At 63.5% G+C, this 15,876-nt stretch carries 14 protein-coding genes; 11 read left to right on the forward strand and 3 right to left on the reverse strand.

What is annotated here, in order from left to right; all coding sequences use genetic code 11:
• Positions 1-12 precede the first annotated feature (12 nt).
• The 3 genes from JJ918_RS07130 (at position 13) to JJ918_RS07140 (ending at position 4,312) form a co-directional block, all read left to right on the forward strand.
• Complete coding sequence (locus JJ918_RS07130) at positions 13-777, forward strand: 16S rRNA (uracil(1498)-N(3))-methyltransferase (RefSeq protein WP_291885127.1); 765 nt, start codon at positions 13-15, stop codon at positions 775-777.
• 109 nt (positions 778-886) lie between these two features.
• Positions 887-2,263, forward strand: a complete 1,377-nt coding sequence (locus tag JJ918_RS07135; protein ID WP_291885130.1) for a glutamate--cysteine ligase — start codon at positions 887-889, stop codon at positions 2,261-2,263.
• A gap of 141 nt (positions 2,264-2,404) precedes the next feature.
• Positions 2,405-4,312: a peptide MFS transporter gene (locus tag JJ918_RS07140; RefSeq protein ID WP_367277668.1), complete on the forward strand. Its 1,908-nt coding sequence runs from the start codon at positions 2,405-2,407 to the stop codon at positions 4,310-4,312.
• 79 nt (positions 4,313-4,391) lie between these two features.
• On the opposite strand, the gene JJ918_RS07145 is transcribed toward JJ918_RS07140, so the two are convergent.
• From JJ918_RS07145 to tldD, 3 genes are all read right to left on the reverse strand, one after another.
• Complete coding sequence (locus JJ918_RS07145; protein WP_291885136.1) at positions 4,392-5,315, reverse strand: aspartyl protease family protein; 924 nt, start codon at positions 5,313-5,315, stop codon at positions 4,392-4,394.
• A 164-nt stretch (positions 5,316-5,479) separates the two neighbouring features.
• Positions 5,480-7,588: a TonB-dependent siderophore receptor gene (locus JJ918_RS07150; RefSeq protein WP_291885138.1), complete on the reverse strand. Its 2,109-nt coding sequence runs from the start codon at positions 7,586-7,588 to the stop codon at positions 5,480-5,482.
• Between the two features lie 134 nt (positions 7,589-7,722).
• A complete protein-coding gene (tldD, locus tag JJ918_RS07155) occupies positions 7,723-9,138 on the reverse strand; it encodes a metalloprotease TldD (RefSeq protein WP_291885140.1) in 1,416 nt (471 codons plus the stop codon).
• A gap of 393 nt (positions 9,139-9,531) precedes the next feature.
• Between tldD and coxB the strand changes: the two genes are divergently transcribed.
• The 8 genes from coxB to JJ918_RS07195 all read left to right on the forward strand — a co-directional run bounded on the left by coxB (position 9,532) and on the right by JJ918_RS07195 (position 15,818).
• Positions 9,532-10,371 (forward strand): cytochrome c oxidase subunit II, encoded by an 840-nt coding sequence (gene coxB / locus JJ918_RS07160; RefSeq protein ID WP_291885142.1) that lies wholly within the window; start codon positions 9,532-9,534, stop codon positions 10,369-10,371.
• Between the two features lie 14 nt (positions 10,372-10,385).
• Positions 10,386-12,002: a cytochrome c oxidase subunit I gene (gene ctaD, locus JJ918_RS07165; protein ID WP_291885145.1), complete on the forward strand. Its 1,617-nt coding sequence runs from the start codon at positions 10,386-10,388 to the stop codon at positions 12,000-12,002.
• A 5-nt stretch (positions 12,003-12,007) separates the two neighbouring features.
• A complete protein-coding gene (locus JJ918_RS07170; protein WP_291885147.1) occupies positions 12,008-13,003 on the forward strand; it encodes a heme o synthase in 996 nt (331 codons plus the stop codon).
• Entirely contained in the window at positions 13,000-13,203 is a 204-nt protein-coding gene (locus tag JJ918_RS07175; protein ID WP_271187345.1) for a protoheme IX farnesyltransferase, read from the forward strand. Before JJ918_RS07170 ends, JJ918_RS07175 begins: the two co-directional genes overlap by 4 nt.
• A complete protein-coding gene (locus tag JJ918_RS07180; protein ID WP_291885150.1) occupies positions 13,200-13,763 on the forward strand; it encodes a cytochrome c oxidase assembly protein in 564 nt (187 codons plus the stop codon). Before JJ918_RS07175 ends, JJ918_RS07180 begins: the two co-directional genes overlap by 4 nt.
• A 73-nt stretch (positions 13,764-13,836) precedes the next feature.
• Positions 13,837-14,718, forward strand: coding sequence for a cytochrome c oxidase subunit 3 (locus JJ918_RS07185; protein WP_291885153.1), 882 nt, complete (start codon positions 13,837-13,839; stop codon positions 14,716-14,718).
• Between the two features lie 79 nt (positions 14,719-14,797).
• Positions 14,798-15,091, forward strand: coding sequence for a DUF983 domain-containing protein (locus tag JJ918_RS07190; RefSeq protein WP_271187342.1), 294 nt, complete (start codon positions 14,798-14,800; stop codon positions 15,089-15,091).
• Between the two features lie 55 nt (positions 15,092-15,146).
• The gene (locus tag JJ918_RS07195; protein WP_291885157.1) at positions 15,147-15,818 is read left to right on the forward strand and encodes an SURF1 family cytochrome oxidase biogenesis protein; all 672 of its coding nucleotides are present in this window, start codon (positions 15,147-15,149) and stop codon (positions 15,816-15,818) included.
• The last annotated feature ends 58 nt before the right edge of the window (positions 15,819-15,876 follow it).

The raw sequence follows: 15,876 nt of genomic DNA on the forward strand, positions 1-15,876 counted from the left end.
CAAAGCGAAGACATGTCGACCGATCCCAGACTCTTCATCGGCCAGGATCTTGCCGCCGGACAGGCGGTCGCCCTGCCGAAGGAAGATACTCACTATCTCGTCAATGTGATGCGTCGCGCGGCGGGCGATACGGTGCGCCTGTTCAACGGCCGCGACGGCGAGTGGCGGGCGCAGATCGTGGAGACCGGCCGCAAGGCTGCGATTCTCGAACCGCTCGAACAGACGCGTATTCAGGCCGGCGTGCCCGATCTCTGGCTGCTCTTCGCGCCGGTCAAACGCCAGAAGACCGATCTGATGGTGGAAAAGGCAACCGAGCTGGGCGTGGCGCGGCTGTGTCCGGTTTCAACGGCGCGCACGCAGAGCGAGCGCGTCCGCATTGATCGTTTCCGCACGATCACCAAGGAAGCGGCCGAGCAGACCGAGCGCCTCGACCTGCCGGAAATTGACGAGCTGGAACGGCTGGACCGGGTGCTCGATGGCTGGGATCCGGCGCGGCGGCTGATCTATTGCGACGAGGCCGGTGACGAGGCGGGCGAACCCTGGGGTGGCGCGCGCGGGCGCGGCCAGCCGATGGCCGCCGTGCTGGCCGGGCTGGAAGCAGGACCGGCTGCAATCCTGATCGGACCCGAGGGCGGTTTTTCCGAAGCCGAGCGCACCCGGTTGCGGGATCACGATTTCGTCACCCCGGTGACGCTGGGGCCGCGCATCCTGCGCGCGGAAACCGCTGCCATGGCAGCACTGGTGCTCTGGCAATCCGTTCACGGCGACTGGCGTTGAGGCTGTATCCGCCAACGCATCGCGGCAATCCGCAGATACCGGCCCTTGTTCTCACCGGAACGCCCACATATCTGTTGCGGATATTGACGACAGAGCGGGGGCGCCTGGCATGAGCGGCACCTATAATCCGGGCGGCGAAGGCGCACCCGTCGAAAGTCTGGACCAGCTGACGGCCTATTTCGCGGCCGGCTGCAAGCCGGAAGCCGATTTCCGTATCGGCACCGAACACGAGAAATTCGGGTTCGCGCTCGAGGATCACACGCCCCTGCCTTACGAGAATGGCGGCGGTCCGAGCGTGAGAAAGATGCTGGAAGGCCTGGTCGCCTTCGGCTGGACGCCGATCGAGGAAGACGGGCATGTCGTGGCCCTCAAGCGCAAGGGCGCCTCGATCACGCTGGAGCCGGGTGGTCAGTTCGAACTCTCCGGTGCACCACTGGAAACCATTCACGAAACCTGTGCGGAAGTGAACGGCCATCTGCGCGAAGTGCGCGAGGTCGCCGACCGCATCGGTGCGGGCTTCCTGGGGCTGGGCTTCTCGCCCAAATGGTCCCTGGAAGAGACGCCGATGATGCCCAAGGCGCGCTACAAGCTGATGAAGGCCTACATGCCCAAGGTGGGCACGATGGGGCATCAGATGATGTTCCGCTCGTGCACGGTGCAGACCAATCTGGATTTCGCGTCCGAAGCCGACATGGCGAAGAAATTCCGGGTCTCACTGGCGCTGCAGCCGCTGGCGACGGCCCTGTTCGCCAATTCCCCGTTCAAGGATGGCGGGCTGAACGGTTTCCTGTCCTACCGGGCCCATGTCTGGACGGACACCGACAATAATCGCACCGGCATGCTGCCCTTCGTCTTCGACGAGGGCTTCGGCTTCGAGCAGTACCGCGACTGGGCGCTCGACGTGCCGATGTATTTCGTCAAGCGCAACAATGTCTATCTGGATGCCACCGGCCAGAGTTTCCGCGACTTCCTCGACGGCAAGCTGCCTGTCCTGCCGGGGGAGCGCCCGGTGCTGAGCGACTGGGAAGACCATCTCTCCACACTTTTCCCGGAAGTGCGTCTGAAGACCTTCCTGGAAATGCGTGGTGCCGATAGCGGGCCGTGGAACACGCTGTGCGCGCTGCCGGCCTTCTGGGTCGGTCTGCTGTACGACTCAACGGCGCTGGATGCGGCCTGGGATCTGGTGAAGGACTGGACGGCCGAGGAACGGACTGCATTGCGGCTCGGCGCGGCGCGCACGGGGCTGAAAACGCCCTTCCGCTCGGGCACGCTGCAGGATGTGGCCCGCGAGGTTCTGGCAATCAGCCGCAAGGGCCTGAATGCCCGCAAGCGTCTGAACGGTCATGGTGAAAACGAGTCGCTTTTCCTCGACGATCTGGACGAGATCGTGAAGACCGGCCGGACCCGCGCCGACGATCTGATCGATCGTTTCAATGGCGATTGGGGCGGTTCGATCGAACCGGTGTTTACCGAAGCCGCCTACTAGCGAACCGTTCCCGACCCCTCCTCATCGCGGGCAATTGATTGTCACAGCCGCGTCACGGGCTTGAGCCTGGATGCCGTGCATGGTCAATTGCAGGCCGGAAATTTGGCCCGCCGGTGGGGCGGGGACGGGGAGAACATGGTTATCAATCTGGTTGTTGCCATCGGCATTGTCGTGACCATCGCGACGGCAATTCCGGTGTTTCTCGAGATGCGCAATCACCCGAAAGGGCTGCACATCCTCTTCTTCGCCGAAATGTGGGAGCGCTTCTCCTACTACGGCATGCGCGGTCTGCTGATCTTCTATCTGACCCAGCATTTCCTGTTCGACGACGCCTTCTCCAGCTCGCAATACGGCGCCTATACCGCCCTGGTCTATCTGCTGCCGCTGGTCGGCGGCTATCTGGCCGATAAGTATCTGGGTAACCGCAAGGCCATCGCCTTCGGAGCGCTGCTGCTGGTCGCGGGTCACTTCACGATGGGGATTGAAGGCGAGCCTGCGCGCGAAGCGATTGTCTATGATGGCGGCCAGTACGAGCTCGTGGCCGAAGGCCGCGGCGCGGCGCGGACCGTGCTGCTGGAAGTCGGCGACGCCACCTATGACTTCTCCGCCAATTCCGCAGGCGATCTGGTGATCGAGGGCCTGCCGGCGAGCGCGGCTATCCCGGCGACCCTGCCGGCCGGCTCGTTCGAAACGCAGATCATCGAGCGCGACCGGATGTTCGTGAACATCTTCTACCTCGCCCTGGCCCTGATCATCATGGGTGTCGGCTTCCTGAAGGCCAACATCTCCTCGATCGTCGGCCAGCTCTACGAAGAAAACGACCCGCGCCGCGACGGTGGTTTCACCCTCTATTATTACGGCATCAATCTGGGGTCCTTCTGGGCGGCCATCCTGTGCGGTCTGCTCGGCGAGACCGTGGGCTGGTGGGCCGGCTTCGGCCTGGCCGGGGTGGGCATGCTGCTCGGCTGGCTGGTCTTTGTCCGTGGCCGTGCGCTGTTCTTCATGCCGGGCACCAACCTGATCGGCCATGTCGGCAATCCGCCGGAGCCGGAGAAGCTGAAGCAGAAGGTCTTCGGACCGCTCAGCCGTGAAGGCCTGATCTATCTGCTTGGCGTTGCCGGCGTGCTGGTCGTCTGGTTCATGGTGCAGGCCCACACGATCATGTTTGCGGGCACCGACCTGCTGGCGGTCCTGCTGATCATCGGCGGTCTGCTCTTCGTCGGCTACATGATCTACTACATGGTCACCGAGTGTACGGCGGTCGAGGCCCAGCGCCTGATCCTGGCGATCTTCCTGATCGTGACATCGGTCGTGTTCTGGGCCCTGTTCGAACAGGCCGGCTCGTCGATGAACCTGTTCGCTGCCCGCAATACCGACCTGTCGGTGGCCGAAGCCGCAGTCTGGAACCTCGGCCCGATCGGCATCGAGATGAGCCTGACGGCGTCTCAGACGCAGTCGTTCAATGCCGGCTTCATCCTGATTTTCGCGCCGGTCTTCGCCGCGCTCTGGGCTTTCCTGGCCAAGCTTCAGAAGAACCCGAACACGGTTCTGAAGTTTGCGCTGGCGCTGGTCCAGGTCGGCCTGGGCTTCATGCTGCTGGTCTGGGGCGTGAACTTTGCCGATGACAGCTATCGCGTGCCGCTGATCTTCCTGGCGGGTGCCTATCTGCTGCACACCACCGGTGAGCTCTGCCTGTCGCCGGTCGGCCTCTCGGCCATCACCAAACTGTCTCCGGCAGCCGTGGTGTCCTTCATGATGGCGGGCTGGTTCCTCTCCAGCTCCTTCGCCCAATATGTGGCAGGCATCATTGCGACCTTTACCGCGACCGACACGGTTGCCGGCCAGGTGCTGGATCCGGAAGCGGCGCTCAGCGGCTATGCCTCGGTCTTCCAGGCGATTGGCATTGTGGCAATCGTGCTGGGTATCGTGGTCGGTGTGTTCAGCTTCCTCCTGAAGAAGCTGGGTCATGGCCGCGCCGAGGATCAGGTCATGATCCCGGCGGCTGCCGAAGCGGCAGGCCCGGAACAGGATGCGCATCCCAAGGCGTGATGCAGTCCTGACACCGACATAAAGAAGGCCGCGGAGCTGATTGCTCCGCGGCCTTTTTCTTTACGCCGTCCCTGTCGCGCTACTCCTCGCAGGCATAGTCCGGCACGGCTGCGTCGATCTGGAAACTGCCGGTCTCGCGATCGACAGTCACCTCGGCATATTGCAGCAGGTCCATGCCCAGCACGATGGCGGGTTCGTTCTCCCAGCCGAGGTGCTCGAAGATGTCGAGATCCGCGTTCAGCACGCGGAGTGACGGGAAGCACAGACCACCCATGCGGAACTGCCGGATCGACAGCAGGCTGGCCTCTTCCACCTCGCGGCCGTCAATGCCGCCGACCGTCATCGCCCGCATGACCATGTGACGGCTGCCGACCAGGCGATCGAGCGGAACATTCGCGATCGTCCGCGCGCTGCCGCTGTCGAGCATCACCCTCACCGGACGGCTGGCGCGAAGCATGGCGGCGTCGCCGACCAGCAGGCCGGCCGGATCGATCCGGCCATCGGCGCGGGATGCGGGTGAGGGGGCGAGTTCCAGCCGGGCGGCGGCGAAGTCGACACGGTACCGGTCGGTGCGAATGGCGTCGACACCGAGAAGGCCGGCGACGGGGATGGGTTGCCCTTCTTCAACGGGAATGATCACACTCAGGAGGTCGATCGGGGACTGGTCTCCGAAATTCAGGCTGTGTAGCGCGAAGCGTTCGGCTTCGAAGCGTGTTGTCAGCGCCTGGACATCGTCGACATGCTCCCATCGCGACTGGAAGCCCAGCTGCTCTGCGATGGGGGCGGCTATGGCCGTGTGACTGGCGCCGGTGTCGAGAATGAAAGGGAAGGGTCCCGCGTTACCGATGGTCACCGGGAGCAGAAGGTGACCGCTGGGTGTGCGTTCGAGCGGGATGTCATCTCCGGCAAGAGCCTCGCTGGAATGCGCAGCTCCCGTCGCAAGAACGGCAGCGGCAGCCAGAGCGGCGCCGGACGCTTTTCGTAGTCTACGGGCATGCGACATGGTCCTGCCTCCCTGCAGGTTGGCCAGCAGCCCCTCGCTGGTCTGTGGTTCCGGATTCCGGCGCCTGTGCGGCGCTCTCATATTGTCTTGATAGTGTCACGATACGCCGCCCCGGCGCGCGGCTGCAAACGGGACCCGGACGTTTCCGGGTCCCGCTGCGATCACTAAAACGTGTCCTGGAACCGCAGATAGGCGATCTGGCCGTTCGAGATGTTGCGGTACTCGATGGCGTCGATCACGCCGTCTGCACGCGAGCCGTCATAGAAGACCCGCCGACGGTCGTCGCCATTGTTGAAGACACCGTCCACCCCGGCGCGCACGGTCATGCCGAACCAGCGTGTTGTCTCAACGTAGATGTCGAAATCGCCATCGGTGTTGTCAAAGAGCCGGTATTCCTGGGCGAGAAACTCCTCGCCATCGGTGAACCAGTGATAATCCCAGCCCCAGGCGAGTCGTTGCTGCGGGAAGGTCTGCCGGAAATCCAGGCTGAGTTCCCATTCGCGAATACCCGACCAGTGACGGCTTTCGCCGGTGAGCGGGTCGTCCACCTTGGTGTCGTACCATTCCAGGAAGACATCGATCACGGCATTGCTCAGCCCGAACCGGTCCAGCGGCGAAGTCAGATTGCCGGTGACGCGCAGATTGGTGCCGTCGCCGATATTGCCCGGTGCGTCGAAGACACCGTCATCGGTGATGATCGGCACCCAGCCGTCGAGGTCCTGGATCCAGTCATAGCCGACCTGTAGCGAGAAGGAGCCGTCTTCGCCGAACCGCCGTTCCCATTCGGCCTCAATGGTCCAGGTCCGCTGGGGCACATAGTCAGGATTGCCGAGAACGGGATTGTCGTCGGCAACGTCGATGGAGCTGGCAAACTTGTCGAATTCCAGCTGGTCGACATCCCGCCGCGCCGTGAAGCGCAGCCGGTTTCGCTCGTCCTGGCGCCAGTTCAGCGTCACGCTGGGCTTGGCATAGGTGAAGCTGCGCGACTGTTCCGCATCGCCTGTCTGGGTGATTTCGGAGAATTCGTAGCGCAGCCCTGTTTCCACGCTCAGCCGGTCACTGGCCGCCCAGACATGATTGGCGAATATCTCGCTGCGGGTCTCCTCGACCCGCGTCGACGAGACCGGCAGCGGGATGGGCGTGACAACCGTGCCGTCATCCTCGAACAGGTCCAGGTCGGTATCGCGGGCATTGATCGCGGTTTCCGCCCCGATCTCGAAAGAATGGGTCGGGTTCGGATTCCAGGACAGCGTCTGGCGAAGCGCGGTTTCCTCGTAGTCGCCCTCAAAGCTGACTATGGTTGCGCCGACGAATCCTGTCTCGGCGTCGTAGAGCTCATAGGGCTCCGGCCCGTCCTCCCAGCTCTCGCGGCTGACCAGCAGGATTGTGCTGGAAGACAGGGTGTCGGTGAAATCGCGGTTATAGGTCAGCGTCGCCGATGCTTCCCGGCCCTCATCCTGCGTCTGGTTCCGCTCGATGGCGACAAGGGAACCGGACGTGTCGCTTATGAAGTCGATCGCACCCCGGTGCCAGGACCGGGCTTCGATCCGGCCGTCGAAACGCAGGCGCGACCGCTCGTCGATGGCCCAGTTCACCGAGACCGTTGGAATGATCTCGGAATAGGCACGCTGATCGGAAACCCGAGAATAGAATTCCGGTTCGTCATTGCCGTTGTGGAAGGCGTGGTGCCGGCGCACACGATTGCCATCGAAGCCCCCTTCGAGGCCGAGCACGATGTCGGCCGTCCCGACCGGCATGGAATAGGATATCTCGCTCCAATTCCCTGCGCGTCCTGAATCCGACAGGACAAAGCGTGATGCCCAGGAGCCCGAGCGTCCCGCGCCCTCGCGCAGAATGACATTCACCAGGCGCGGATGACCGCGCATATCGTATTGCGGCAGGGCCTCCTGGATCAGCTCGACCCGGGCGACATCCTCTGTCGGGATGCGCTGCAGGACGGTCTCCAGCGACAGCGACTTGTTGGATGGCCGCTGACCGTTGATCAGAAGATTGCCGAAACTGTCGCCCAGGCCGCGGCGGTCGGTATCGCCGCCCGAAAGCGAGAAACCGGGCACCCGGCTGACCATGTCCAGCGCCGTGACCGGCGAATATGTGGCAAAGAAGGCCGGTGCGTAGATCGCTATCCCGGCTTGCGTTTCGATAATGGTGTCCGCAGTCCCAGCATCTGCGTCATCCCGGAATGCCCAGGCTGAATCACCAAATAGTGCGGCTGTCGCGGCCCCTGCGACCACGCCGATAACTGTCCCTCGCATTGTACCCCTGACGAGTTGTGCCAACCCAGCGTCCCTTGACTACTGGGGTAGTACATGGCGGGGGTCTATAATACGTAAGCTTTCGTAAGGTGCATCACGCGCCTGTTATGCGGCCGTGTTGCTGCGGTGCGGCATCAGCTGCCGGCGCCGCCCACCGTCAGGCCCGAGATCTTCAGGCTGGGCTGGCCGACACCGACGGGTACGCCCTGGCCGGCCTTGCCGCACACACCGACGCCCGGATCCATCTCGAAATCGTCGCCGATCATCTCGATGCGGGTGAGGGCGGTCGGCCCGTCGCCGATCAGCGTGGCGCCCTTCACCGGCGCAACCACTTTCCCGTCCTTGACGCGATAGGCCTCGGTACACTGGAAGACGAACTTGCCGGAGGTGATGTCGACCTGGCCGCCGCCGAAATTGACGGCATAGATGCCGTCTTTCAGGCTTTCGAGCATTTCCTCGCGCTTGTGATTGCCGGCCAGCATGTAGGTGTTCGTCATGCGCGGCATGGGCGGATGGGCATAGGATTGCCGGCGGCCATTGCCGGTCGGCTTGTGGCCCATGAGGCGGGCATTCATGCGGTCCTGCATGTAGCCGGTCAGGATGCCGTCCTCGATCAGCACGGTGCGCTCGGTCGGCGTGCCTTCATCGTCGATGGTCAGCGAGCCGCGGCGCTTCTCCATCGTGCCGTCATCGATCACGGTGACGCCCTTGGCGGCGACCTGCTGGCCCATGCGTCCGGCAAAGGCGGATGTGCCCTTGCGGTTGAAATCGCCTTCCAGGCCGTGGCCGACGGCCTCGTGCAGCAGCACGGCCGGCCAGCCGGGGCCCAGCACGACGTCGAACACACCGGCCGGCGCGTCGACGGCGTCCAGATTGACCCGGGCGATCCGCAGCGCCTCGTCCGCCAGCGGCTTCCAGGCGTCCGGCGCAATCCAGCGGTCGAACTCGGCGCGACCGCCGGCACCGGCAGAACCGGTCTCGCGGCGGCCGTCACGTTCTACGGTGACCTGGACGTTCAGGCGCACCAGCGGCCGGATATCGGTCTTGATGTCGCCATCGGCGCGGATGATCGAGATATTGCGCTTGGCGCCGGCGATCGAGGCGGAGACCTGCACCACACTGGCGTCCTTGGTGCGGCAATAGGCGTCGATCTCCTGCAGCAGCTTCACCTTGGTGTCGAAGGCGGGATGCGCGACCGGGTCGACGGCGTCGTAGAGCTTGCGATTGGTGCCCGCCGGCGGCGGCGCCAGAACACCGGCATGACCGCGCTTGACGGCGCTGGCGGTTTCCGCAGCGCGCTTGACGGCATCCAGCGTCGGGTCGGAGGAGTGCGCATAACCGAAAGCCTCGCCCGCCACGCAGCGCAGTCCGAAGCCGCGGTTGGAGTCGAAGCTCGCCGACTTCAGACGCCCGTCGTCGAAGACGAGCGATTCCGAAACGGCCGTCTCCAGGAAGAGCTCGCCATCGTCGGCGCCGGACATCGTGTCGGCAAGGACCGGTGTAACGTCCTCGACGTCGAATTCGAATTGTTCGATCGGTTCGTCAGACATGGCGGCACTCCAGAAGCGGTTTCACGAGCATGACATAGTCGACCGGGGAGGACGAGGGAACACGCGCAGGTCAGCGAAGCCGCAGCCGCGGCGGGCAATACCCGAGCAATTCGTTGCGGGCGGCTGAGACGTTTGGCCGCATACTGAGTCGGTGCCAGCGGCCTATAGTCGCATCACCAATCGGGGCTTTGTCGCGCGAATGCTTCGCAGTTTCGGTTGGTCGGGGAGTGTAGGGCGTTTCAAATCAATAGCTTGCCGGCTATTCGGATATCATGTGCGAATGCCGGTACAAAAAATGCCGTTGACGGCCTGACACGGCCGTGACCGGGCTCTATATTCCGCCGCCATCGGCGGGGGATTCCTGCCTTAATGCCTGACTTGTATGGGGAAGCCATGCGATTCCTGACCGCACTCGTGCTTACTTGGACAACCGCCGCTGCCGGCGCACTCGCAACGCCCGGCCAGCCGACGGACGGCCATCTGGGCTTTCAGCCGGCCGTCACGCCGATCATGGAACGCGTGACCAGTTTCCATAACATCCTGCTCTGGATCATCATTCCGATCACGATCTTCGTGATGGGTCTGCTGCTGTGGGTGATGATCCGCTACAACCGCAAAGCCAATCCGCAAGCCAGCAAGAACAGCCATAACACGCTGCTCGAAGTGGTCTGGACGGCGGTGCCGGTCATGATCCTGATCGTGATCTCGGTCTTCTCCTTCCCGCTCCTGTACTTCCAGGACGAGATTCCGGAAGCCGACTTCACCATCAAGGCGACGGGCTATCAGTGGTATTGGGGCTATGAGTATCCCGACCACGAAGTGCCGCAATACATCTCCACGATGGTCGCGGAAGAGGATCTGTCCGAAGGCCAGCTGCGCAATCTGTCGGTCGACTATCCGCTGGTCGTTCCGGTTGATGCCGTCGTTCGCCTGCAGGTGACTGCGGCCGACGTGATCCACAACTGGGCGATGCCGTCCTTCGGCACCAAGATGGATGCCATTCCGGGCCGCATCAACGAAGCCTGGTTCCAGGTGACCGAAGAGGGCACCTATTACGGCCAGTGCTCGGAGCTGTGCGGCATCCGCCACGCTTTCATGCCGATCGAGGTTCACGTCGTGTCGCAGGACACGTTCGACGCCTGGGTCGAGGCCGGTCCGGGTTCGGACGAGGCCAATGCCGTGATTGCTGAATATTCCGCCGCGCGGGAAACGCGCCTGGCGCAACTCGACTAGGGATGGGCTGAACCATGTCTGCTGACGCCGCTACGCACGACGATCACACCCCGAGCATGTGGGACTGGCGCCGCTGGGTGCTGTCCACCAACCACAAGGACATCGGCACGATGTACCTGGTCTTCGCGATCTTCGCGGGGATCATCGGCGGTGCCCTGTCCGGCCTGATGCGCTGGGAACTCATGGAGCCGGGCCTGCAGGTCTTCAACAACGGCTTCTGGGGCAACGAGCACAATTACAACGTCGCCACGACGATGCACGGCCTGATCATGATCTTCTTCATGGTCATGCCGGCGATGATCGGCGGTTTCGGCAACTGGTTCGTGCCGCTGATGATCGGCGCGCCGGACATGGCCTTCCCGCGGATGAACAACATCTCGTTCTGGCTGCTGCCCTTCGCTTTCGCGCTGGCGGTGATGTCGATGTTCGTGCCGGGTGCCGGTGGCGACATGGGTTTCGGCGGTGGCTGGGTGCTCTACCCGCCGCTCTCGACTTCGGGCCATAACGGTCCGGCGATGGATCTTTTGATCCTGTCCCTGCACATCGCGGGTGTCAGCTCGATCCTGGGAGCCATCAACTTCATCACCACGATCTTCAACATGCGCGCTCCGGGCATGACGATCCACAAGATGCCGCTCTTCGTGTGGTCGGTGCTGGTGACCGTCTTCCTGCTGCTGCTGTCGCTGCCGGTCCTGGCCGGCGCCCTGACCATGCTGCTGACCGACCGCAATTTCGGCACGACCTTCTTCGATCCGATGGGCGGCGGCGATCCGGTGATGTACCAGCACCTGTTCTGGTTCTTCGGCCACCCGGAAGTCTACATCCTGATCCTGCCGGGCTTCGGCATCATCTCGCACATCGTGTCGACCTTCTCGCGCAAGCCGATCTTCGGCTATCTCGGGATGGCCTACGCCATGGTGGCGATCGGCTTCATCGGCTTCATCGTGTGGGCGCACCACATGTACACGGTCGGCATGCCGGTCGATCTGAAGGCTTACTTCATTGCGGCCACGATGGTGATCGCGGTGCCCACGGGCATCAAGATCTTCTCCTGGATCGCGACGATGTGGGGCGGCTCGATCGAGTTCCGCACACCGATGATGTGGGCGATCGGTTTCATCTTCCTGTTCACCGTGGGCGGCGTGACGGGCGTCGTGCTGGCCAATGCCGGCGTCGACCAGTCCCTGCACGACACCTACTACGTCGTGGCGCACTTCCACTACGTGCTGTCTCTGGGTGCCGTCTTCGCGATCTTCGCAGGCTGGTACTACTGGTTCGAGAAAATCTTCGGTGTGAAGTACAACTCGATCCTGGCGCGTCTGCAGTTCGCCTTCTTCTTCATCGGCGCGAACGTGATCTTCTTCCCGCAGCACTTCCTGGGTCTGCAGGGCATGCCGCGCCGCTATGTCGACTATGCCGACGGGTTCGCCCTGTGGAACTACGTGTCCACGGTCGGCTACATGATCATGCTGGTGGGTATGGTGCTGTTCTTCCTGGTGCTCATCGATGCGATGATCCGCCGCCGGAAGGCCGACGCCAATCCGTGGGGCGAAGGCGCCACGACGCTGGAGTGGACCCTGTCTTCTCCGCCGCCTTTCCACCAGTTCAACGAGCTGCCGAAGATCAAGTAGGTGGCATGTTGGACACGCTGACCCAAACCGGCGTTACGCACGCAGAGGGCGGGGCTGTTTCGACAGCCTCGCCCCGCGACTTTTTCGACCTGATGAAACCGCGGGTGATGACGCTGGTCGTCTTCACTGCCTTCTCCGGTCTGGTCGCGGCCCCGGTCGACATGGACCCGTTCCTGGCCTTCATGTCGATCCTGTGCGTGGCCATGGGCGCCGGCGCTGCCGGTGCCCTCAACATGGCCTATGACGCGGATATCGACGCCACGATGAAGCGCACCCGCAAGCGGCCCGTGCCGCGTGGTGCGGTCTCGGTGTCGAATGCCTACGGGTTCGGCGTGGTGGCTGCCGTGCTGTCGGTCCTCTTGATGGCGCTGTCGAGCAATTATCTCGCGGCAGGCCTGCTGGCCTTCTCGATCTTCTTCTACTCGGTCATCTACACGATGATCCTGAAGCGTTCGACGCCGCAGAATATCGTGATCGGCGGGGCTGCCGGTGCCTTCCCGCCCATGATCGGCTGGGTCGCGGCGACGGGTGAAGTCTCGCTCGACGCGGTCATCCTGTTCATGATCATCTTCCTGTGGACGCCGCCGCACTCCTGGGCGCTGGCACTCTACAAGTCCGGCGACTATGCCGCGGCCGGCGTGCCGATGATGCCGGTGGCCAAGGGTCCCAAATCGACCCGGCTGCAGATCCTGCTCTATTCGATCGTCATGGTCGTGTTCGCCGGCGCGCCCGTCCTGACCGGGCTCGGCGGTCTGGCCTATGCCGCGACCTCGCTGGGCGGCGGTGCGCTGTTCATGCTGCTGGCCTGGCGCGTCTTCGCATCGCGGGCCGGTGAAGCCGGTTCGGCCGAAGAGGGTGAGCTTTACGCCGTTCGCGCCGGCGACAAGGCCGCTCGCGATCTCTTCGCCTATTCGATCGGCTATCTGGCCGCGCTGTTCGCGGCGCTGATTGCCGAACACGGGCTGGGCGCCTATCTCGCTGTTCCGGGAGTAACGGGATGAGCGATCGCGACGACAATTTCGGTTTCCATCATCGTGAAGGCCAGGCGACGGGCGAGCATGTCCGTCTGACGCCGGAACAGGAAAAGGCCCGCAAGCGCCGCAATGTCTACATTGCCTGGGGCCTGGTGGCCTTCATGGTCGCGGTCTTCCTGATCACGGTTGTGCGCCTGAGCCAGAATATTGCGGGAGCGGCCGGATGAAGCGTCTTTGGCAGAATGCGAACACGCGCGTCGCGCTGATGGCCGGCACCACGGCGGTCGTGATGGTTGGCGCGGCCTTTGCCGCCGTGCCGCTCTACAACCTGTTCTGCAAGGTCACCGGGTATGGCGGCACGACGACGGTCGCCATGGGCGAGGCCGGTGCGATCCTCGATCGTGAAGTGACCGTGCTGTTCGACGCCAATATCAGCCGCGATCTGCCCTGGGAGTTCCATCCCGTGCAGCGCTCGATGACGGTGCGGATCGGCGAGACGGCGCTGGCCTATTACACGGCCACCAACACGTCCGACCATCCGATCACCGGCGTGGCGACCTACAATGTCGCGCCCTTCAAGGCCGCGTCTTATTTCTCGAAGCTGGAATGTTTCTGCTTCACCGAACAGACCCTGGAACCGGGTGAGAGCGTCGAAATGCCGGTACTGTTCTTTGTCGATCCGCTGCTCGACGAGGAAAGCCGACTGGACGACATCACGACACTTACCTTGTCCTACACGTTTTTTGAAACCGAGGGGGATGCGGCCTCGTCCGACGCCGCGCCTTAGCATTGAACCTTGACGCCCCGCCCTGTAATCAGGGCGCATCAAGGGGCTGATTTGAAATCGCAGGAGATTCGCGATGGCTGGGCATGCCGCAAAGCACGACTATCACCTGGTTGATCCGAGCCCGTGGCCGTTTGTGGGCTCGCTCGGCGCCTTCCTGCTGGCCGTGGGTGCGGTCGGCAATATGAAGGGCCTTGTCGGCGCGGATCACCCGCTGGCCTTCATGTATGGCGACGGGGCCTTCGGCGGCCTGATCCTCGGCTTTGCTGTGGTCCTGTATACGATGATCGGCTGGTGGGGCGACGTGATCAAGGAGTCGCGCCGCGGTGACCACACGCCGGTCGTCGACCTGCACCTGCGCTACGGCATGATCATGTTCATCGCCTCCGAAGTGATGTTCTTCGTGGCGTGGTTCTGGATCTTCTTCGAATACGCCATCTTCCACGAAGTCCGCACGGGCTGGGACGGTGCAACGCTGGCTGCCGATTTCCAGGGCCTGGGCACTTGGCCGCCGGTCGGTGTGGAAACCTTCAATCCGTGGCACATCCCGCTGATGAACACGCTGATCCTGCTGCTCTCGGGCACCACGGTCACCTGGGCGCACCACGCCCTGCAGCATGGCGATCGCAAGGGGGCCACGCTGGGCCTGATCTTCACGGTCATTCTCGGTGTGTGCTTCACGTCGCTGCAGGTGGTCGAATACATGGAAGCGCACTTCGCCTTCTCGATCGCCGATGGCGGCAATCTCTACGGTTCGGCCTTCTTCATGGCGACGGGCTTCCACGGTGCACACGTGGTGATCGGGACGATCTTCCTGGCCGTCTGCCTGTTCCGTCTGCTGGCCGGCCAGTTCACGCCGGAGAAGCATTTCGGGCTCGAAGCCGCCGCCTGGTACTGGCACTTCGTCGACGTGGTCTGGCTGTTCCTGTTCGCCTTCGTCTACGTCACATTCGGCTAGGAGCCGGACCGTCATGACCAAACCCTCCCCGTTCCAGGCCGGCGTCTCAGGACACTGTCCGAAGTGCGGGGAGGGGGCCATGTTCGATGGCCTCCTGAAGATCGCGCCGCGCTGTGATGTGTGCGGCGCGGACTTCGACAAGGCGGATGTCGGCGACGGGGCCTCCGTCTTCGTGATGTTCATCGTCGGCTTTCTTGCCGTCATTCTCTACCTGCTGGTCGAGGTCGCCTTCTCGCCGCCCTGGTGGGTGCACCTGATCTTCCAGATCCCTTTCATCCCCGTCGTCTCGATCCTGCTGCTCCGGCCGATCAAGGGACTGCTCTTCGCGCTGCAGTTCGAACACGACGCCCAGGAAGCCCGGCTCGACGACTAGACGGGCTGCCTTCCGGCCGCAGACATTCACGCTTCCCGGAGGGACCGGGCATCCCATGCCGCACTTCCGACCGCTGCCGCTACTCACCCTGTTCAGCCTGCCGGCGCTGGCTCTGTTGCTCACCCTGGGCACCTGGCAGATGCAGCGCATGTCCTGGAAGGCCGACCGGATCGATGCCTTCGAGGCTCGCGGCGAGGTGGCGAGCTTCCAGGCCGCATTGTGCAACGGATTCGAAGGCGACTTCGGACCGAGTGTCACCGGCCCCGCGCCGCTGACGGGGGAAACCCTCAGGGTCTACACGCTGCGCGACGCGCCGGGCTGGGCCCGCGTCGGCCTGATGGCGGTCCCGGCCTGCCAGACAGGAGAGCCGGACCGGCTGGTCTTCGTGGAAACCGGGTTTGAAACCCTGATGCGTGGCGACCGCACGCCGGTCTCGCGATGGCGCATCGAACCCCTGCCGGCTGCAGGCGTTTTCAGTGGACGCAACGATCCGGATACCAATCAGTGGTACCGTTTCGATGTAGACGCCATGGCTGCGGCGCTGGATGCCGATCCGGCGCGCATTGCACCGGTGTGGGCGCGGGCCGATCTCGGCCTGCCGCAGAGCCTGGCCCAGACCCCGCCTTCGCGGCACCTGGGCTATGCGCTGACTTGGTACGGGCTGGCGCTGGCGCTGGTCGGTGTCTACGCAGCTTTCCACGTCGCGCGTGGCCGGCTGCGTCTTTGATGCGGCACACGCCGGTCGAATGATGTAGAGAGAAGGCGGACAACAAGCCGCCCGGACG

The sequence above is a fragment of the Maricaulis sp. genome, assembly GCF_017642925.1.
GTDB lineage: Bacteria > Pseudomonadota > Alphaproteobacteria > Caulobacterales > Maricaulaceae > Maricaulis.

Coding starts and splice junctions, on each gene's coding strand:
- JJ918_RS07130 (WP_291885127.1), top strand. CDS start 13: ATGTCGACCGATCCCAGACTCTTCATCGGCCAGGATCTTGCCGCCGGA.
- JJ918_RS07135 (WP_291885130.1), top strand. CDS start 887: ATGAGCGGCACCTATAATCCGGGCGGCGAAGGCGCACCCGTCGAAAGT.
- JJ918_RS07145 (WP_291885136.1), bottom strand. CDS start 5,315: ATGTCGCATGCCCGTAGACTACGAAAAGCGTCCGGCGCCGCTCTGGCT.
- JJ918_RS07150 (WP_291885138.1), bottom strand. CDS start 7,588: ATGCGAGGGACAGTTATCGGCGTGGTCGCAGGGGCCGCGACAGCCGCA.
- tldD (WP_291885140.1), bottom strand. CDS start 9,138: ATGTCTGACGAACCGATCGAACAATTCGAATTCGACGTCGAGGACGTT.
- coxB (WP_291885142.1), top strand. CDS start 9,532: ATGCGATTCCTGACCGCACTCGTGCTTACTTGGACAACCGCCGCTGCC.
- ctaD (WP_291885145.1), top strand. CDS start 10,386: ATGTCTGCTGACGCCGCTACGCACGACGATCACACCCCGAGCATGTGG.
- JJ918_RS07170 (WP_291885147.1), top strand. CDS start 12,008: ATGTTGGACACGCTGACCCAAACCGGCGTTACGCACGCAGAGGGCGGG.
- JJ918_RS07175 (WP_271187345.1), top strand. CDS start 13,000: ATGAGCGATCGCGACGACAATTTCGGTTTCCATCATCGTGAAGGCCAG.
- JJ918_RS07180 (WP_291885150.1), top strand. CDS start 13,200: ATGAAGCGTCTTTGGCAGAATGCGAACACGCGCGTCGCGCTGATGGCC.
- JJ918_RS07185 (WP_291885153.1), top strand. CDS start 13,837: ATGGCTGGGCATGCCGCAAAGCACGACTATCACCTGGTTGATCCGAGC.
- JJ918_RS07190 (WP_271187342.1), top strand. CDS start 14,798: ATGTTCGATGGCCTCCTGAAGATCGCGCCGCGCTGTGATGTGTGCGGC.
- JJ918_RS07195 (WP_291885157.1), top strand. CDS start 15,147: ATGCCGCACTTCCGACCGCTGCCGCTACTCACCCTGTTCAGCCTGCCG.